The sequence below is a fragment of the Microvirga tunisiensis genome, assembly GCF_009296175.1.
GTDB lineage: Bacteria > Pseudomonadota > Alphaproteobacteria > Rhizobiales > Beijerinckiaceae > Microvirga > Microvirga tunisiensis.
The window spans coordinates 16,053-35,078 of record NZ_VOSK01000047.1 but is presented as its reverse complement, the minus strand read 5'-3'; the positions used below and the strand labels follow the sequence as shown (position 1 = coordinate 35,078).

General features: G+C 63.8%; 16 protein-coding genes, 1 pseudogene and 1 riboswitch. Of the genes and pseudogenes, 9 read left to right on the top strand and 8 right to left on the bottom strand.

What is annotated here, in order from left to right; translation table 11 throughout:
* The first annotated feature begins 127 nt into the window (after positions 1-127).
* The 4 genes from FS320_RS14395 (at position 128) to hmpA (ending at position 4,750) form a co-directional block, all read left to right on the top strand.
* The gene (locus FS320_RS14395) at positions 128-1,105 is read left to right on the top strand and encodes a thioesterase domain-containing protein (RefSeq protein WP_244627139.1); all 978 of its coding nucleotides are present in this window, start codon (positions 128-130) and stop codon (positions 1,103-1,105) included.
* A 174-nt stretch (positions 1,106-1,279) separates the two neighbouring features.
* Positions 1,280-1,753 carry a VOC family protein gene (locus FS320_RS14390; protein WP_152712557.1) on the top strand — a complete coding sequence of 158 codons (474 nt, stop codon included), beginning with the start codon at positions 1,280-1,282 and terminating at the stop codon, positions 1,751-1,753.
* Positions 1,754-2,000: 247 nt separating this feature from the next.
* Entirely contained in the window at positions 2,001-3,281 is a 1,281-nt protein-coding gene (locus FS320_RS14385; RefSeq protein WP_152712556.1) for a glycoside hydrolase family 1 protein, read from the top strand.
* Positions 3,282-3,538: 257 nt separating this feature from the next.
* A complete protein-coding gene (gene hmpA / locus FS320_RS14380; protein ID WP_152712555.1) occupies positions 3,539-4,750 on the top strand; it encodes an NO-inducible flavohemoprotein in 1,212 nt (403 codons plus the stop codon).
* 39 nt (positions 4,751-4,789) lie between these two features.
* Here hmpA and FS320_RS14375 read toward each other — a convergent pair whose 3' ends face one another.
* Positions 4,790-6,073 (bottom strand): epoxide hydrolase family protein, encoded by a 1,284-nt coding sequence (locus FS320_RS14375; RefSeq protein ID WP_152712554.1) that lies wholly within the window; start codon positions 6,071-6,073, stop codon positions 4,790-4,792.
* 719 nt (positions 6,074-6,792) lie between these two features.
* Between FS320_RS14375 and FS320_RS50225 the strand changes: the two genes are divergently transcribed.
* The 4 genes from FS320_RS50225 (at position 6,793) to FS320_RS14355 (ending at position 10,763) form a co-directional block, all read left to right on the top strand.
* Positions 6,793-8,175 (top strand): calcium-binding protein, encoded by a 1,383-nt coding sequence (locus FS320_RS50225; protein WP_338105343.1) that lies wholly within the window; start codon positions 6,793-6,795, stop codon positions 8,173-8,175.
* A gap of 220 nt (positions 8,176-8,395) precedes the next feature.
* Complete coding sequence (locus tag FS320_RS14365) at positions 8,396-9,544, top strand: glycerophosphodiester phosphodiesterase (protein WP_152712552.1); 1,149 nt, start codon at positions 8,396-8,398, stop codon at positions 9,542-9,544.
* A gap of 248 nt (positions 9,545-9,792) precedes the next feature.
* On the top strand, positions 9,793-10,053 hold the full coding sequence (locus tag FS320_RS14360; RefSeq protein WP_152712551.1) for a hypothetical protein: 261 nt from the start codon (positions 9,793-9,795) through the stop codon (positions 10,051-10,053).
* A gap of 89 nt (positions 10,054-10,142) precedes the next feature.
* A complete protein-coding gene (locus FS320_RS14355) occupies positions 10,143-10,763 on the top strand; it encodes a pentapeptide repeat-containing protein (protein WP_152712550.1) in 621 nt (206 codons plus the stop codon).
* A 118-nt stretch (positions 10,764-10,881) separates the two neighbouring features.
* On the opposite strand, the gene FS320_RS14350 is transcribed toward FS320_RS14355, so the two are convergent.
* Together FS320_RS14350 and pepT are read right to left on the bottom strand one after the other, a co-directional pair.
* Positions 10,882-11,421 (bottom strand): hypothetical protein, encoded by a 540-nt coding sequence (locus FS320_RS14350; protein ID WP_152712549.1) that lies wholly within the window; start codon positions 11,419-11,421, stop codon positions 10,882-10,884.
* Positions 11,422-11,601: 180 nt separating this feature from the next.
* Positions 11,602-12,836, bottom strand: a pseudogene (gene pepT / locus FS320_RS14345) (peptidase T).
* Positions 12,837-13,078: 242 nt separating this feature from the next.
* Here pepT and FS320_RS14340 point away from each other — a divergent pair.
* Positions 13,079-13,981 carry a CAP domain-containing protein gene (locus FS320_RS14340; protein ID WP_152712548.1) on the top strand — a complete coding sequence of 301 codons (903 nt, stop codon included), beginning with the start codon at positions 13,079-13,081 and terminating at the stop codon, positions 13,979-13,981.
* Positions 13,982-14,135: 154 nt separating this feature from the next.
* Here the strand turns inward: FS320_RS14340 and FS320_RS14335 are convergent, their stop codons facing one another.
* The 5 genes from FS320_RS14335 to FS320_RS14315 form a co-directional block, all read right to left on the bottom strand.
* Positions 14,136-14,915: an energy-coupling factor transporter transmembrane component T family protein gene (locus FS320_RS14335; protein WP_152712547.1), complete on the bottom strand. Its 780-nt coding sequence runs from the start codon at positions 14,913-14,915 to the stop codon at positions 14,136-14,138.
* Positions 14,870-16,567: an ABC transporter ATP-binding protein gene (locus FS320_RS14330; RefSeq protein WP_152712546.1), complete on the bottom strand. Its 1,698-nt coding sequence runs from the start codon at positions 16,565-16,567 to the stop codon at positions 14,870-14,872. The genes FS320_RS14335 and FS320_RS14330 overlap by 46 nt, the downstream gene beginning before the upstream one ends.
* Positions 16,539-17,123 (bottom strand): ECF transporter S component, encoded by a 585-nt coding sequence (locus FS320_RS14325; protein ID WP_152712545.1) that lies wholly within the window; start codon positions 17,121-17,123, stop codon positions 16,539-16,541. Before FS320_RS14325 ends, FS320_RS14330 begins: the two co-directional genes overlap by 29 nt.
* A gap of 38 nt (positions 17,124-17,161) precedes the next feature.
* Positions 17,162-17,770, bottom strand: coding sequence for a YkoF family thiamine/hydroxymethylpyrimidine-binding protein (locus FS320_RS14320; protein WP_152712544.1), 609 nt, complete (start codon positions 17,768-17,770; stop codon positions 17,162-17,164).
* Positions 17,761-17,872: riboswitch (TPP riboswitch) on the bottom strand. It overlaps the preceding gene by 10 nt.
* 236 nt (positions 17,873-18,108) lie before the next feature.
* Positions 18,109-18,840 carry a ComEA family DNA-binding protein gene (locus FS320_RS14315; protein WP_244627138.1) on the bottom strand — a complete coding sequence of 244 codons (732 nt, stop codon included), beginning with the start codon at positions 18,838-18,840 and terminating at the stop codon, positions 18,109-18,111.
* Between the last annotated feature and the right edge of the window lie 186 nt (positions 18,841-19,026).

Sequence of the window (19,026 nt, the reverse complement as noted above, 5' to 3'; positions counted from 1 at the left end):
TTGCTCTTCTGCTGCATGGCTCGTCCCCTGTGCGGGAGGCTCGGCGCCGGCCCATCCAGCGCAACCCTCGCTCATCGCATAGCTTGGGACGAGCCACCTCCACCGGCAACGAACATACGGTCTGCTGATGCTGTGGCGGAGGCTGCTCAAATCCGACACGCTGTCGGACAACGACGATTTTTTCGAGAGCGGCGGCGATTCTCTTCTGGCGACGGAAATGCTCATCGAAGTCGAGCGCCTGATTGGCCATCCCGTGCCGGAAGCGATCATGGTCGGGGCGGAAACAATCCGTCAGCTTCTCCCGCGGCTTGCCGAGCAGATCAATGTGCCGGCAACCCCCTTGCACTCGTTCCACGCTGATGGCAGCCGGCCCCCGCTGTTCTTCTTTCACGGCGACTTCGCGAGCGGCGGCCTGGGCGCACGGCGCATGGTTCAGCTTCTCGGACCCGACCAGCCGATCATCACCATCGATCCCCATGGATTGTATGGCGAGCCGTCTCCAGCGTCCATCGAGGCCATGGCAGCCGAGCGTCTGCGGCTCATTCTCGAGAAGCACGCGAGCGGGCCGTTCCTTCTGGGAGGATATTGCAACGGCGCGCTGGTGGCATTCGAAGCAGCCCGCCTGTTGGTCGCAGCTGGCCACAGGGTTGAGATGGTTGCGATGGTCGACCCGCCGACCGTCAGTGCTCGCCCGGCGATGCGGACGTTGCTCAAACTGTTGAAGCCCCTTGTGTCGCCACACTACTTGGGCCGGATCTATGACCAGATCGGCCGAGTGGAGCGGGTTCTCAGAATGCCGTCGGGCGAGTTGCTCGCCAAGATGCAAGCGCGGCTCAAGGCCGATAAACAACGATTGCACCTTCTACGATGGCATCCGTATACAACCGCGATGGCGCAGTACCGGCCAGCGCCCTTCGACGTGCCCGTGATCTTCTTTTCAGCCGGTCATGACGGCCGGGCCTGGCGGCGGCTCAGTTCCCAACTTGAAGTGATCGAGATGTCGGTGGGACACGACCATTGCCTCAGCACCGGCGCAGAGGTTTTGGTCAAGCACCTGCGGCAGCGGATCGATTCCGTCGCTGGTGGCCTGATCCCACAGAAATGAGCAAAGCCGTGTTGCTTCGCGTTCTTTCGGGAATGACACCGTCACTGGCTACATCCTCACCCGTCACCACCTCCCGGACTTGATCCGGATGGAGAAATGCGGTTCGCTGCCTGTCTCGGAGGAGCGGCGGGGAAAAAGGCCGGATTATTGGCTTCGAAGCGAAGGGAACGCGCAATGGCGAAGAATACGATCTGCCTCTGGTACGACAAGGACGCCGAGGCTGCCGCACGCTTTTATGCCGAGACCTTTCCCGACAGCGCGGTGGGTGCCGTGTACCGTGCTCCCGGCGACTTTCCGTCCGGCGAGGAAGGCGACGTGCTGATGGTCGAATTCACCGTTGCGGGCGTGGCCTGTATCGGCCTCAACGGCGGTTCCACGTTCAAGCACAACGAAGCCTTCTCGTTCCAGATCGCCACCGACGATCAGGACGAGACCGACCGCTACTGGGATGCCATCGTGGGCAACGGCGGCCAGGAGAGCGCGTGCGGCTGGTGCAAGGACCGCTGGGGCGTGTCCTGGCAGATCACGCCGCGCGCACTGATGGAAGCGATGGCGGCAGGCGGCGATCAAGCCAAACGCGCGTTCGGCGCGATGATGGACATGAAGAAGATCGACGTCGCGGCGATCGAGGCGGCGCGGCGCGGTTGATGCTCCATCGCGGCTGGCGGCAGAATCGCTGCCAGCCTTTATCCGCTCCCGGGCACCTGAGACCTGAGCCCGAGGGCAGCAATCTCACGGAACCAGACATTCCGAAAGTCGGCGAACTTCACGGCCCGGCCCCGGGGAGACCATCCGCCTTGAGGAGGCGGGGAACGCCCTCAAGCAGGTTCCGCATGTTCCCGATCGAGCGGAGGGGCCTACATAGGTCTGTACAGCGGCCCATGAGGACATCTTCTTGAACATCCCATCACCATCGGAAAGTCTAGCACGAACCTCTGTTCAGGCCGGCATCTTCCCAACCTTCTTCCTGTCGGGCTTCGAGTGCTCCACCTTCATCTGGAAGGATCAGGGCCGGCGCGATCTCGTGGCCGAGACGCAGCACCGCGAGCACGTGGACGAGGATTACGCCTTCCTGCGCTCGCTCGGCATCGCGGTCGCCCGTCAGGGGATTCCCTGGCCTTTCGTGGACAAGGGCGGCGCTTACGATTTCTCGGGCCTCGATCCCTTCATCGATGCCATGAACCGCTACCAGATCCTGCCGATCTGGGACCTGTGCCATTACGGCTATCCTGACGATGCCGATCCGTTCGCCCCCGAATTCGCCGATCGCTTTGCGGCCTATGCCAAGGCGGCGGCGGAATACGTGACGCCGCGGATCCGCGGCCCGCATTTCTTCACGCCGATCAACGAGATCACCTTCTTCGCCTTCATGGGCGGCGAATGGGGTTGGACCGCGCCCTTCGGCAAGACGGACGAGCAGCGGCAGAAGCTGCGGCTTGCCCTCTGCCGGGCCGATATCGCGGCGGTCAAAGCCATTCGCGAGGTCGATCCGCAGGCGCGCATGGTGCACATCGATCCGCTCATCCTCGTGGTCGCGCCTAAGGATCGGCCGGACCTTCGGGATGATGCGGAGCGCGAGACCTTCGTGGACACGTTTTACGCCTGGGATGTGATCGCGGGACACCGCCACCCTGAGCTCGGCGGATCGCCGGAGGTGCTCGATATCGTCGGGGTCAACTGCTACTCGTTCGGCCAGATGGAGTATCGCGAGAACGGACCGCATGCATCGCTCGAGCCCCATAACGAGCGCATCCGGCCGCTCGGCGACCTGCTCACCTACGCTTGGGAGCGCTATCGCCGCCCGATGATCGTGGGCGAAACGAGCGGCCTGCGCGAAGGGCGGCCGGACTGGCTCTGCGACATCGTCCAGGAATCGCTCGCCGCCGTGCGCAAGGGCATCGATCTTCACGGCGTGTGCCTGTTCCCCGCCATCGACATGCCCGACTGGCACAATGGCGAATGGCTGCACAACGGCCTCTGCGATCTGGTGGAAGAGAACGGCCGCCTGAAGCGGGTGCCGTTCCAGCCCTATATCGAGGAATTGCGGCGCTGGCAGAAGCGCCTGAACCGGGTGACCGAACTCGACGAGGATCCGTTCAGCGATCCGGTCGATCTCGCCGACATCAAGAAAGCGGCCGATGAGATGAAGATGACCTCGGACAAGGATTGGTGCTGACCGGGAACGGCCATGGGTGCGCGTCGCTTGCCGATTGCAAAGCCTGATGCGGAGCTTTGAGAGCCTGCCGGAGCGCTGCGACCGGTGGTGCTCAGGAAAACTCCTTAGGGACATGATCTGAGTTCCCGGCCACCTCGTCCCGGCGTATCCGTCAGTCATCCTCAGGGACGGGACGAGCATACGAATTGCGCCATACCGATGCCTCGTATGTCTGCGATCATCCCGTCCGCCCACGACGAAGTGTCAAGGATGATCCCATGTCCACCTCGCTCAGCGACACGACCATACATCTCGTGAAGGCCACCGTTCCCGCCATCCAGGAGCATGGGTTGGCGATCACGAAGCGCATGTACGAGCGCATGTTCCAGAACGAGGAGATCCGCGATCTCTTCAACCAGTCGCATCACGGCGAGACCGGGTCGCAGCCCAAGGCGCTCGCGACCGCAATCCTCGCCTATGCCCAGAACATCGACAACCTCGGGGCTCTGGCGCCGGCGGTCGAACGCATCGCGCAGAAGCACGTCGGACTCAACATCCTGCCCGAGCACTATCCGCATGTGGCCGAGGCGCTGCTCGGCGCGATCAAGGACGTGCTCGGCGACGCCGCGACCGACGAGATCCTGGCCGCCTGGGGCGAGGCGTACTGGTTCCTGGCCCATGTGCTGATCGGACGCGAGAAAGCCATCTACACCCATCTCGCCACCGCGCCCGGCGGCTGGAACGGCTGGCGCAATTTCCGGATCGAGAGCAAGCAGCACGAGAGCGAGATCATCACCTCCTTCGTGCTCCGGCCCGAGGACGGCAAGCCGATCCTGCGCCATCAGCCGGGGCAATACCTCACCTTCTGGCTCGAGGTGCCGGGCCAGCATCCGCTCAAGCGCAACTACAGCATCTCGAGCGCGCCGAACGACGAGACCTACCGCGTCTCCGTCAAGCGGGAGCCGCAGGGCATCGCGTCCACCTGGCTGCACCAGGCCGCCATCGGGGAGGTGCTGAAGGTGGCCCCGCCCGCCGGCGAGTTCTTCCTCAACGAGGAATCGCCGCGCCCGGTCGTGCTCCTGAGTGGCGGCGTCGGACTGACCCCGATGATGAGCATGCTGGAGACGATTGCCGCCCGGTACCCCGACAAGGCCGTCCATTACGTGCATGGCACCCTGAACGGCGCGACCCATGCCATGAAGGAGCGGGTCAGGACCCTGGCGCAAGCGTACCCGAACATCAAAGCCACGACCTTCTATGTCGAGCCGCGCCCTGAGGATCGGCCCGGGACCGACTACGATCACGAGGGCCTGATCACGGTCGAATGGTTGCGCGCCAACACGCCGCTGGACGAGGCGGGCTATTACCTCTGCGGCCCGCGGCCGTTCCTGCGCGCCTTCGTGGGCGGCTTGGCGCTGGCCGGCGTTCGGTCGAACCGCATCCACTACGAGTTCTTCGGGCCTGCCGACGAGATCCTCGCTGCCGCCTGAGATGATCTTCTCTTCGGTGAAGCGGCCCGCGAGTCTCGACTACATGCGCAGGGACCTGAGCCCCGCTCGGACCTCTTGCGTGAAGAATTCCGGCTGTTCCCAGGCCGCGAAGTGGCCGCCCGTGGGAAGCCGGTTGTAGTGAATCAGCTTGGGATAGGCCCGTTCCGTCCAGCTCCGCGGTGCCGCAGAGATGTCATTGGGAAAGACGCTCACGGCCACCGGGATCGTGACGTCCTTGGGGGCGAAGAAGGCGAGCTTGTTCTCCCAATAGAGACGAGCCGACGAGACTGCTGTGTTCGTCAGCCAGTAGAGCGTGATGTTGTCGAGGATGTCGTCTCGCGTCAGGCCCTCGGCTTGACCGTCGAAGACACGGGCGATGAGCTCGTAGCTGCGGATGTCGTGGTCGAGGATCCAGGCCGCAAGGCCGATCGGCGAATCCGCAATCCCGTACAGCGTCTGCGGGCGGGTTCCCATCTCCTGGGCGTAGGCGACATCGCGCTTGAAGAAGAAGTCGAGCTGATCCCACGCGCTCTTCTCCTCGCCTTCGAGGCCTGCCGGCGGCGGACCGCCGACCTGCAAGGCCTTCCCCACATCGGCCGGAACGGTGCCAGCCATGTTGGTGTGGATGCCGAGCAGTTCCGATGGCGCCTCCACTCCCATCAGGTCGACGATGAGCGCTCCCCAGTCGCCGCCCTGCGCGACATATCCCGTGTAGCCGAGGCGCTTCATCAGCACGATCCAGGCACGGGCGATGCGGACGGGATCCCAGCCCGTCGTGGTTGGCTTCCCCGAAAATCCGTAGCCGGGCATCGACGGGATCACCACATGGAAAGCATCTTCCGGACGTCCTCCATGAGCCGTGGGATTGGTCAGCGGATCGATGATCTTCAACTGCTCGATGATCGAACCGGGCCAGCCATGCGTGACGATGAGCGGCAACGCATTCTCATGCTTCGAGCGCACGTGGATGAAATGAATGTCGAGGCCGTCGATCTCGGTCATGAATTGCGGATAGGCGTTCAGTTTCGCCTCGACCTTGCGCCAGTCGTGTTCCGTTGCCCAATACTGCGCGAGCTTCTGGATCGTCGCGAGCTGCACGCCCTGCGTATCATCCGCGACCGTTTCCCGTTCAGGCCAGCGGGTTGCGGCGATGCGCCGGCGAAGGTCGACGAGGTCCGCTTCCGGGATGTCGACGCGGAAGGGACGGATGGCATCGCCTTCGGCCGCTTTGGCCGTGTCCGCGGGAATCATACTCAAGGCAGCTGCAGCCGCCGATGCAGCCTGAAGGTCGGGCTGGTTCGGCAGTAATGATGGCTCCGACATTGATTGTCTCCATTCGTTCGAGGCGCCACACGCGACGTTCCTCGAGATTGACGAGCGGACAGCCGCGACCCGCGTGGCTTGTGCATGCACAAGCCACCGCAGAGCAGTCGTTCCTGGACCACTCTCACACGTCGATGAAGGCTTCGGCTTTGCGGTCAGGTCCGCGCATTTCAAGGGAAGCTGCAGCTCTTGCTGTCAGGTCCTCCCCCTTCGGGTTACGCAACCACTTGGTTCAGGAGCGACGTCGGCAAGGCTGTCGATCAAAAGCGGCCTGTCGGGAGGCCAGGTCGAACGCAGGGACGTTGATTGGTCGGGGAGGATACGCCTCGGTGGCCCGCATAGCAAGCAGCACCACTCGGTGGCGCGTCCTGCAGACGGTGGTTCATGAAGAGCGCCGCGGTTCGACGCTAAATGGACTTATTCTCGCGCTATGTCTTCGATCAGCATCGATGCGTACTCACATGTAACATCGAGATAGTCACGCTCGCCTGAGATCTGAAGAGTTACGAAGAACCGCACAACTCTCAAAACAAGACAGGAATTCTTTAACAGACGAGCACCTCCGAAAACTCTCTTCGTTCAATATATACTTATCGAGAGGAATGACTGCCGGTTTAGACAAGATCGCATACTGCAAAAGGCGTACCGCAGAAGGCGTAGTAGGAGCCTTTAAGTCCCATCAGCAAAGTTCCCTGTAACGGGAGGATCGAACGGCACTCATATTTGGCCGCGGACGTAGCGAAAATCTGATTGGCACCGATGGCACGGACCGAATTTTCGGAAGAGGCGGCAACGACCGCCTGTCCGGCCTGAGCGGCAACGACACTTTGGATGGCGGCAGCGGCAATGACTGGCTCGACGGCGGCAACGGCAACGACCGTCTGTTCGGTAATGACGGTCACGACCGTCTGTTCGGCGGCAGCGGTCAGGACTCCCTGGACGGCGGCAACGGCAATGACCGCCTGTTCGGCAATGACCGGCTGTCCGGTGGCAGCGACAACGATACCCTGCTCGGTGGCAGCGGCAACGACAGCCTCGATGGCGGCGACGGCAACGATGTGCTGCGGGGCGGCACAGGCAATGACACCGCGTTCGGCGGCGAAGGCAACGACAGCTTCACCTGGAATCCCGGCGACGGGAACGACATTTTCGACGGCGGCGGCGGCACGGACACGCTGATCTTCAACGGCTCGAACGACGCCGAGCGGATGACGATCGCCACCCAGGCCAATGGCGGGTTCCTGTTCACCCGTGACGTCGGCAACATCACCGTCAACACCACCAATGTGGAGCGCGTCGAGGTGGACGGCCGCGGCGGCAACGACTCCATCGACGGCTCGGGCCAGACCAATGTCGGCGTCGTGCTGGACATCAGCGGCGGCACCGGCGACGACAGCCTGCTAGGTGGTGCCGGCGGCGACAGTCTCGACGGCGGCGACGGCAACGATACGATGATCGGCAATCGAGGCAATGACACCGCATCCGGCGGTCTCGGCAACGACAGCTTCACCTGGAACCCGGGCGACGGCAACGACCTCTTCGACGGCGGGGCGGGCACGGACACTCTAATCTTCAAAGGCGCGAACGTCGCCGAGGTCATGGCGATTACCGACCTCGGTGGCGGTTTCCGCTTCACCCGCAATGTCGGCAGCATCATCGTCGACACCACCAATGTGGAACGGGTCGATGTCGACGGATTGGACGGAGCCGACTCCATCGACGGATCAGGCCAGACAAACATCGCCGTCGCGCTGGAGATCAGCGGCGGTGCCGGGAATGACACTCTGATCGGAGGTGCGGGTAACGATTCCATATCTGGCGATGCTGATAATGACATTGTGGATGGCGGCGCCGGGAACGACACTCTGACCGGTGGTCTCGGCGGCGACACATTCGTCTTTGGTGGCGCGACCGCGAACGGCGTGACGGAGACGGACCTCATTATCGGCTACAGCGAAACAGAGGGTGATCTGATCGACGCAGACGTGGCCAGTAACACGGTTGTTGGAGGCAATCTCCAGCTGACCCTTGCCGGCGGCGACAACGACATTGTGGTGCTCCAGGGCATCACCAATATCAATGACGTGACGTTCGTCCTCTGACGTTCACGCCAGTCATGAGACGAAGCCGCCACCGAGAGCCTCGGTGGTGGCTTCAGGTCCAACCGACACGGCGGTCGGACTTCATTGAATCTACCTGTTCCGTCCTCAGCCCGATTGTGAGACGTTTCTCCGCAAGCCGATCGCCGGGATCGTGGCGTCTCCGTCATCGGAATGTCACTGGATCAATGGCAGGTGACCGGTCCAGGAGGAACAGGATCCCATGAAGCCCATTGCGATTTTGAGTGCACTTGCCGTCTCGCTGCCCGCGCTGCTCGGGACAGCCCAGGCCCAGGAGAAGACGCTGACCGGCGAACGAACCACCGTGGTCGCCCATCGCGGCGCCAGCGGGTATCTCCCGGAACACACCCTCGAAGGCTACAAGCTCGCCATCGAGCTGGGTGCCGACTTCGTCGAGCCCGACCTCGTGGTGACCAAGGACGGTGTGCTGGTCGCCCGTCACGAGCCGATGCTGAGCGGCACGACCGACGTCGCCAACCGTCCGGAATTCGCGTCGCGCAAGACCACCCGCAAGGTCGACGGCGTCGACACGACCGATTGGTTCGCCGGCGACTTCACCCTGGCCGAGATCAAGCAGCTGCGCGCCAAGCAGGCCATGGCGGACCGCGACCAGTCCAAGAACGGCCAGTTCCAGATCCCGACCCTGGACGAAGTGATCGACCTGGTGAAGAAGGAATCGGCGGCGCGCGGGCGCACCGTCGGCATCGCGCCCGAGACCAAGCATCCCACCTTCCACGCGGCTTCGGGCCTGCCGGTCGAGGATCGCCTCGTCGCCGTGCTCACGAAGGCCGGCTGGACGGCGAAGGACTCGCCCGTGGTGATCCAGAGCTTCGAGACCGCGAATCTCAAGTACCTGAACACCAGGATCGACGTGCGCCTGGCGCAGCTCGTCGACGGGGCCGATGTCGACAAGGACGGCAACATGGTGACGGAGGCGCCATACGCGCAGCCCTACGACTTCGTGGTGATCGGCGACAAGCGCACCAACAAGGACCTGCTGACGAAGGAGGGTCTGGCCGAGGTCAAGACCTATGCCGACATCATCGCCCCATGGAAGCCGTACATCCTGGCGAGTCGGCAGGTCGACAAGAACAGCGACGGCAAGCCGGACGATCTCAACAGCGACGGCGCGATCGACGAGCGCGACCGCGTGCTCGTGGAGCCGTCGAGCGTGGTGAAGGACGCCCATGCCGCCGGCCTCCAGGTATTCACCTGGACCTTCCGCAGCGAACCGAAGCGCCTGACCTCCGATTTCAAGGGTGAGCCGGCGGCGGAATACAAGGCCTACTATGCCCTCGGCGTTGACGGCCTCTTCAGCGACTTCACCGACCACGCCGTGAAGGCGCGCTGATCCTTAAAACGGCATTGGCGAGAGCGCTCCGGCTCCTCATGGGCCGGAGCGCTCTTGTTTGCGTGCCACCGTCAGGCGCGGTCAGGCGCATGCGGGTGGCTGCCCCTCCCCGCCCGGCGCGACAAAAACGCATCGTCCCATCCAGAACCGTTATGATATTCTTGCCCCAGAGCTCGGGCTCACCTGGGCCGACCGACACCATCACGGGATCAGGCCGGGTCGAACCCGGCTGAACAGGGGCATGTCTCATGGAAACCACCGTCCTCGGCATTCTGAAGAAGGCCTGCGACCTCGTCGGCAGCGGGCAGTCGCTCGGGATCATCGAAGCGATCAGCTCTCTCCGGGATCAGGCCAGCGGCCGGACCCGGGATCTCGCCTATTACGCCGTGCTCGAGACGGCGATGGTGAGCCGGGGCGATGCCTCCCTGGCGATGCTCGCCGATCAGAAGGAGCCCGCAATCGAGCTCCTCCAGGCGACCATCCGGCGGATCATGTCCGCGCTGCACTAGAGCATCGGACCTACGAGACCGGATGATGCCCGGCCGCCGTTGCTCTAAGATGAAGCCCGCATATCAAACGGCACAAGGATCAGGGGCCGATGGCTGAGCGCAAATATGGAGCCTCCGCACCTGAGACCGAGACCACGATCTCCGGCGCGGACTGGTCCGGGCAGGACATCGCCCGCCAGAGCCACACCCGCATTCTGTTCGTCGACCTCGACATGACCGAGGTGAAGAATACCGGTGCGGTCTTTACCGAATGCACGTTCCGGCGCGCACGCTTCAATGCGTCGGTCCACGAGAGCGCCGCCTTCGTCAACTGCACCTTCGTCTCCTGCAAGTTCTATGATTCCAGCTTCACGGAATGCAAGTTCGTCGGCAGCATGTTCGACGGCTGCAGCTTCGAGATCATGAAGGTCGTCGGCGGAAACTGGTCACATGTGGGGCTGTCCGGCGCCGATCTCCGGTCGGCCTCCTTCCGGGGCACGAGATTGCGGGAGGCCGATCTGACCGGGGCACGCTGTCAGGGAGCTTGCTTGCGCGATGTCGACCTGTCCGGGGCCTGGCTCAACAGCGCCGATCTCTCCCGCTGCGATCTGCGCGGCAGCGACCTGAGCGCCATCGAACCGGAGAATGTCGCCCTGAAAGGTGCGATCATCACGATCGATCAGACCATGACGATCGCCCGGGCCCTCGGGCTGGATGTACGAGTGGATTAGCGCATCGTGCGGAGCCGGAGGTCCGCGTCAGCGAAAAGTGGCTCCGGTTTTCCGTACCCAACGATGCGCCGCTTGAGGAGTTGGGCCTCGTTGGGTGAGGACCATTTCGGTGCGCCGCTCAGCAGGAGATCTGCGCTCCCGTCATGTGAACGGGCGTGATGGGCCTGACATCGCGACCGGCGACGGCACAGGTCAGGCGTGCCTCGGACCGGCATTGAGGCCCCTTCGGCGGGCCTGCTCTCGGCCCGACGGCAAACTGAACCGTCACTTCTCCAGGGGCCGTCTCGAGAAAGCCTTCGACCGACGACAACCAGGTTTGGCCGACCATGTCTTCCGTGGCGCGCGCTTCGCTCAGAGCCTGCTCGACACAGGCTGCCGCGGCGTCCTTCGGCAGCAGGGGCTCGGGCGCGACGGGCTGCGCGATGGCCGCCGTCGTCTCGACGTCCGGCGCCTGCTTCGTCGTGGACACCTGCGGCTCGGGGGCCTGCGGATCGCCACGGAAGCCGTTGACGGTCGCGAGCGCCAGAATGGCGAAGACACCGATTTGGATCGGGACGCGCTTCAGCTTGCTCAGGAGTGGCGCTCGGCTGAAGAGCACCGGTCCATACAGATGAACGAAGACGGTAACGAGGGTGAGGAGAATGAGGAAGCGCAACATAATGGATCGTGCCCGCGCGATATCGTGCGAAATGAACGTGTTGTCCTGGGAACGCCCTTAACCTAACGCAGGATTCCCATCATCGCATGCGGCAAGTCCCGTTTCTCGATTTTATGGTTAGCGATGTCTTAACAATCCCGCGCCGCATCGATTATCGGCCTGTTCTGAAGAGGAGGCGCGTTACGCGCGCTCCTCCCAGAGCCTGGCGAGTTCGACGATCGTCTTCACGGCCTTGTCCATGTCCTGGCTGCTGACGAATTCCAGCGGGGAATGGAAGGCATGGCCGCCGGCGAAGATGTTGGGACAGGGCAGCCCCATGAAGGAGAGCCGCGAACCGTCCGTGCCGCCGCGGATGCTGCCGCGCACCGGATCCATGCCGGCCCGGCGGATCGCCTCCACGGCGGATTCGACGATCTCCGGATTTTTGTCGAGCACGACCTTCATGTTGCGGTACTGCTCCTTGACCGTGAAGGTGTAGCCGGAGCCCGGATAGTTCTTCATCACCTCCTGGGTGATGCTCTCCAGCAGCGCCTCCTTGGTCTTGAGCCCCTCCTCCGTGAAATCGCGGATGATGAAGCTCAAGTTCGCCTTCTCCATCACGCCGGAGACGCCCGTCGGGTGGATGAAGCCGTCGCGGCCCTTCGTGGTCTCGGGGGCCATGTCCTTGGGCAGGCGCGCGATGATGTCGCCGGCGATCCTGATGGCGTTCTCCATCTTGCCGTAGGCGAAGCCCGGATGAATCGCCACGCCCTTGATGGCGATCTCCACCGCATCGGCCGAGAAGGTCTCGTCCTCGATGGTGCCGGCCGTCTCGCCGTCCATGGTGTAGCCGAAGTCGGCGCCGAGTTTTTCAGATCCACCTTGTCGACCCCGCGGCCGATCTCCTCGTCGACGGTGAAGAGGATGCGGATCGTACCGTGCCTGATATCCGGGTTGTTGATCAGGAACTCTGCCGCCGCCATGATCTCGGCGATGCCGGCCTTGTCGTCGGCGCCGAGAAGCGTGGTGCCGTCCGAGGTGACGATGTCGTGGCCGATCAGGTCCTTCAGCACGGGTTGATCCGCGACGCGGATGACCTGCGCAGGATCGCCCGGCAGGCGGATGTCGCCACCCTGGTAGTTCCGGACCACCTGCGGCTTGACGTTCGTGCCGGAAAAGTCCGGTGCCGTATCCATGTGGGCGCAGAAGCAGATCACGGGCACGTTGTTCTTGGGCGTATTCGACGGAATGGTCGCATAGATGTAACCGTGCTCGTCGAGATGCGCGTCGGAGATTCCGATCTCGAGCAGTTCCTCGACCAGCAGGCGGCCGAGATTCTTCTGCTTCTCGGTCGAAGGCTGGGTCGGAGACTGGGCGTCCGACTGGGTGTCGATGACGACGTAGCGGAGGAAACGGTCTGTAACGCTGGCGGCCATGGCTGGTGATCCGGATTGCGAGGAGATGCAACGGAGTTGTAGCGGGGCAAAGCCGTCTCGTGAATGGGCTGAGGGGAAATTCTTCTTCTTGACCCACGGGACAGGCCTGCTCCAGGGGGCGCCAATCACATTGTCAACACATTGGCGGGCCATGCGCGGTCTTTCGTTCCGACATTGAACAAGACCGTTTTATTGCGTCGGAATGTAAGCCTAAGACGTTTTTCCAAGGGGCCTTTTCAAGAATGACGACACCAACCAATTTAGAAACGCTTTTTCTGCAGCTCATCAACGAGGCTCGTGCCAATGCCGGGGCCAAGCCGCTTACCTTCGACGGCGAACTTCTGGACTCCACTGACGCTCACAGCGCATGGATGGACCAGACCGACACGTTCTCCCACACCGGCGTGAACGGCTCCAGCGCGGGCGCCCGCATGACGTCGGCCGGCTACGGATGGCAGGGCTGGGGCGAGAACATCGCCTATGTGAGCGGCGGAATGACCGAGGCGACCGTCCGCCAGCTGCACACCAACCTGATGAACTCGCCGGGCCACTACGCCAACATCGTCAACGGCTCGTTCGAGGAGATCGGGATCGGCCTGAAGGAAGGCACGATCAACGGCTACAAGGTCGTGTTCGTGACGCAGAACTTCGGCACGCCGAATGCGACGGAGCGGGCCGAGGCGAACGACGTCGGCACCACGACGCCGACCACTCCGACGACGCCGACCACGCCCACCGGACAATCCGTCATCGGCAACAGCTCCAACGACACGCTGTATGGCACCTCCGGCAACGATATTCTCAACGGCAACGGCGGGCGGGACGTGCTCTGGGGCCATTCCGGCAACGATACCTTCGTGTTCGATACGGCATCGGAAGCCAACGGCGACACCATCAGCGACTTCGTCCATGGCACCGACACAATCAACCTGTCGGGCATCGACGCCAGCACGCGGGCATCCGGAAACCAGGCGTTCAAGTTCATCGACACGCAGGGCTTCCACAAGGTCGCCGGGGAGCTGAAGGCGTATCAATCGAGCGGCAACACGTACCTTGCCGGGGACGTCAACGGCGACGGCACTGCCGATTTCACGATCAAGGCGCTTGGGGCTCATAGCTTCATGAGCACCGATTTCGTGCTCTAACGGACGAGCCATAATCTCACCACGTCATGGCCGGGCTTGTCCCGGCCATCTCGATGAGAAGAGGCTCAGCGCTTCAAACCTTCGGGATCAGCGGCCTGGTGCCGGTGATCCCGAAGGGGATACGATGCGCCGGCGACCGTGATCGGCGGCGCTCTCAGAAGCCCCCAACCACCGCGACGCCGCATCCTCCCAGCACTCCCAACGCAACGACAACGAACACCCCATCGCGCCCGTGGAATGAAGGCGCGTTCATGATCGTGCGTGGGCCAGCAGTGCCGAGGCCCCTCGCCTCCATGGCGATCGCCGTGCGGCCGGCGCGGCGGATGGCGAAGGCGAGCAACGGGATGACGAGGCTCATCAGCTCGAAGGGGCCCGGGATGCGCCGCGGGCGGCGGCCGGATTTCATGGCGCGGGCAAGCCGCATCTGCTGCGCCTCCCCGGCCAGGTCCGGCACGAGCTGCATGGCCGCAAACAGCGAATAGCCGATGCGCGGCGGCAATCCGGCGTGCCGCATCAGAGCGCGCACGAAGAGCTCGGGATCGGTGGTGAGCGCGAAGAACAGGGAGATCATGCCGCAAGCGAGCGCGCGCAGGAACAGGGTGACGCCCGCCGAGAACTCGGGCGAGGCGAGAACGGATTCACCTGCCATGCGCATGGCGAAATCGCTCTCCTGGCGAAACAGCAGGCTTGTGGTGAGAAAGCCGAAGCCGAACAGGGCGAACGGCACCATCAGCACGAGCAGCACCAGCGGCGAGGTGCGATGGAGGACGATGAGCGCGAGTGCCGGCGCTAGGATCCCCGCGAGCTGGAACCGCGGGTCGAAGACCAGCACCGCGGCGACGAGCCAGATGCAGCAGACGACAAGTTTCGATAGCGGGTTGAGCGATGTCAGCACGGGACGACCGCCAGCCGTCGGGCGGTGGCCTTCAGCCATCGCATCGCCGCAGCGCAGGCAGGCTCCGCAAGTCCGGCACGGGCGAGAAGAGCGGCATCGTTCATCAGCTCCTGCGTGGGACCATCGGCCAGGATTCCCCCCTCCCCGACCACGATGGAACGCGGGCAGAGCCTTAAGGCGAGATCCATGTCGTGCGTGATCAGCGCAAGGGTATGGCCTTTCTCGCGCAGGGACAGGATCTCCTGCGTCAGGAGCGCTGCGCCATGGGCATCGAGACCCGCCATGGGCTCGTCGAGCACGAGGAGCGGCCAACGGTCCGACAGGGTGAGCGAGGCCAGCGCAAGCTTGCGCTTTTGGCCCTGCGACAGGTCGAACGGATGGTTCCTCGTGAGATCCGCCAAGCCCCAGGCCTCCAGTGCCGCCGCCACGCGCTCCGCCTTCTCATCCGTGTTCATGCGCTCGGGCAGCGCGGTGAGCAGCTCCTCGTACACGGTGCCAGCGGTGAACTGGTTCTCGGGACGCTGAAACGCATAGCCGCCCGATGGGCCTTGGCGCGTGCCCGCCTTCAGCGGCAGGAGACCGGCGAGGCAGAGGCCCAGCGTCGACTTGCCTGCGCCGTTCCTGCCCAGCACGCCGACGACCTCGCCCTGGTGGATGGCGAGATCGATGCCGCGCAGCACGGTCGGGCCGAGGAAAGGTGCGCAATCGGCCTTCGCCAATTGAACGAGCACAGGTGCATCGCGCGTGGTGATCGTTGGCCTGACCGAGGCGACGAAGGCCTCGACGGCGGGACGCGCTCTGTCGAGATGGTCTCTTGGAGCGCCCTCGGGATCGAGATGCGCGAGTGCTTCTTCGACGGAAAGCGGCGCGACCGGCGTGGCGATGCCCGCCCGCATCAGTTCCGCATCGAGCGCGCTGGCGGCAGGGCACCAGATGCCCTGCGATTGCAGAAGCGAGCGCTCGTCGCGAAAGATCGCGCGCGGTTCGCCTTGTGCGATGACGGTGCCGTCACGGCCGAGCACGACCATGCGGTCGATGGATTCGATCAGGCCGTCGAGCCTGTGATCGACGACGAGGATGGTTTGCCCGCCCTTGCCGTTCGTCAGCAAATCATGCAAGCGCCGTGCGGCTTCCGGCGCGAGATGCGCGGTCGGCTCGTCGGCGACGAAGAGCGGGGCGTCCTGAATGAGGGTCGCGGCCAGCGCCACGAGCTGCCGTTCGCCGCCCGATAGCTGCGCGGAGCGGCGGTGGCGCCACTCCTCCGGCACGCCGACCTTTCGCATGACCTCTGTGACGGCCTGCGAAATGCGCTCCGGCGGCAGGGCGCGGCTTTCGAGTGCGAAGGCGAGCTCGTCCTCAACCCGCATGCCGCAGAGCGTCTGGTCCGCGTCCTGGAAATACTGCGCAACTTGGCGCGCCCAGTCCCACGGCTTCTGCGAGGAGACATCCTGACCGAAAAGCCGGACATGTCCGCTCACCTCGGCGGGAATGCTGTCGGGAATGAGCCCCGTCAGCGTCAGCAGCAGCGTGGATTTTCCGGAGCCCGATGGGCCGAGCAGCAGGACCCGCTCGCCCGGCCTGATCGACAGGTCCACGGGCCCGACCGCCGGGTGCCTGGCGAAGGGATAGTGAATCTCGACCCCACCCCATTCCGCGGCGGGTTCAGGCGGCAGCGGAGCGCTTTTCGACATCGATCGCAAGGCCCGCGAGCGCGCCCGTCTTGTAGAGTGCCTGCACGATGATGTGGGCAAGCCATCCGCCGAGCAGCGCACCGCTCAAAGTCCGCAGCACGAACATGGCGACGAGCAGCGTCGGCTGCAGCGCGCCGTAATCGAACCGGATCCAGGTGTAGATGTAGGAGAAGATCGCCGCGCCCACGCCTGCGGCCATCAGCACCGGCAGCGAATAATTGCGCCAGCGCGTTGCTGCGAAGACCGCTTCCGCGCCCGCGCCCTGGACGATGCCGCTGACCACGAGCAGCAAGCCGGCGGGGCTTCCCAGCAGCACCTGCACCGCGGCGGCCAGCACTTCGGCCGCGAAGGCGGCGCCGGGCTTGCGGATGATGGCGGCGGCCACCATCGAGGCGACGAACCAGAAGCCCATCACCACGTCCATCGTCAGGGGGCCGAAGGCCGCCTGCGCGATCAGCCACGCCTGCACCCAGCCGAGATAGAGCACGGCGAACACCGCGCCGATCACGGTGACGATGAAGGTTTCCCTCAATGTCCAGCCACGGGACACGGACATGACGACCTCCTTGTTGTGCGGCGAGTTGTTGCGGAAAATTACGCTTTGCTCGGGCTGTTCGCCGAGATTTTGAGATCGAGCGCCACATGGCCCTGCGGTGCGCCGAAGCGCAGGAAGGCTTCGCTCAACGTGGCAAAGACCGGGCCCGCATCGCCGCGCAGCTTGGTGCAGAAATTCTTCGAGCGGTCGAAGACGCCGGATGCCTTCAAAAAGTCGATGCAGCCGTAGATCTCGTCCATGTGGTGTCCGCTGCCGAGCGGATAGAGCGAGAATTGCGCGGCCACGGCCTGCGCGGTCCTGGGAGCCGCCTGCACATGCCTCACGGCGGCGGCAATGCGCGCTGCGAGCGGTTGATCGTGGTTCGAACCGGCAATCGGCGCGCAGATCGGATCGTCGGGCTCGCCTGGACAACCGCGCGAGACGGTTGCGGCGAGCACGCAGTGAACGCCGCGGCCCGACGCGGCGAGAAACAGATCGCGCATGGCGGGAAAGAGCTGCTCGGGCGGGCCGACGATCAGCGTCGAGATGTCGTCGGTCTCGATTCTGAAATTGGGACGGTACGGCTCGAGCGCCCTGATGGCGCCGAGGATGACCTCGACGAAATCGTCCGTCATCGGGTAGAGGGAAATTTGTGCGCCGGAAAACATCGTCACCTCGCTCCGCTGGCATTACCCAGATCAGCTTGAGGGTCCAACGGCTTCGCGCCGCTATCTCAGCCCCGGCAATACGGAGCACCCCTGTCAGATGCGAACTGCTTAGCACCTATTGCCGCAGCATGGCAAGCGGGTCGCATGTTTGCAGAGAAGCAGGCTCGCAATCAATGGTTCCCCATCGCTCTCATCCTGAGGACCGCCGGCGGCGGTGTCCCGAAGGACGAGGGCGGCTCCAGCGCCGTTTGGATCCTCCTTCGAGACGCCTGCTGCGCAGGCTCCTCAGGATGAGGGTGACGGTTCATGAGCCAGACTTTGAAGACGGATCACGGCGCCTACTGCACAGCGACCTGATTCTTGATCCTCTCGTAGGCGGTGCGGCGCACCACTCTCTTCGTCACGAGGTCTTCCACGGACTTATACGGACGTCCCCTGACGATGGCGCGGCCGAGCGAACCGGCGCCTTTCAGCCTGTTAAGCTGCTCGACGGAGCCCTTGTTGAGATCAACGACAGTTGCAGCGGCATCCCCGGCAGGGACGTAAGAATCCGCAAGGCTCGCCTGCTCCGTCACGGTGCCCGTCGTATTCATGTCGGTGGGTGCAGCAGGCAGCGGCTTGGCAGGTTTGCTCTTGGGCGATTGTCGGACGACGGCCTCGAACTGTTGCAAGACGGCAAGGGAATGATCGTGAGCGAGCCCGATGGAAGCGCGGTCGATGGCAGGTTCGACCGAGGATTGGTCGAAATCCTGCTCGTCCGTCTCCGGCGGAGGAGCGATGGCCGGTCGCTTCATGGGCAGCGCAATCGGCACGGATGCATCCGCATCGGCAACCTGAACGCGATCGGTCCGATCGAGTGGTGCTGCAGGTCTTGGTTCCACGGCAATCGTCTGTGGCGGGGCGGCGGCCACCATGCCTTCCGTGGCGGGGCCGCTTCCCTGGAACCGCCACAGGGCCAGCCACCCGGCGCTCATGAGACCGATCACGAGCAGAACGCGGACGGCCTGGAAGGCCGCGCTGTCGTGCGGTTCGCGGGGCGTTTGGGTTCGGGACAAATCGCCAACCTGCATGGGATCCTCGCACTTTGACTCGACGACGGAACCGTGATGTCGGTTAGGGCTAGACGGAGGATGTGGCGCAGGCGTGGCAATCCGCGCACGTAAAGCGGCTTCAACGGCAATTTCGGCTAGGCGCATATATCTTCCGAGGGTCGATGACGGGATCGGCAACGTCATCACCTTTCGAAAGCTGCGATT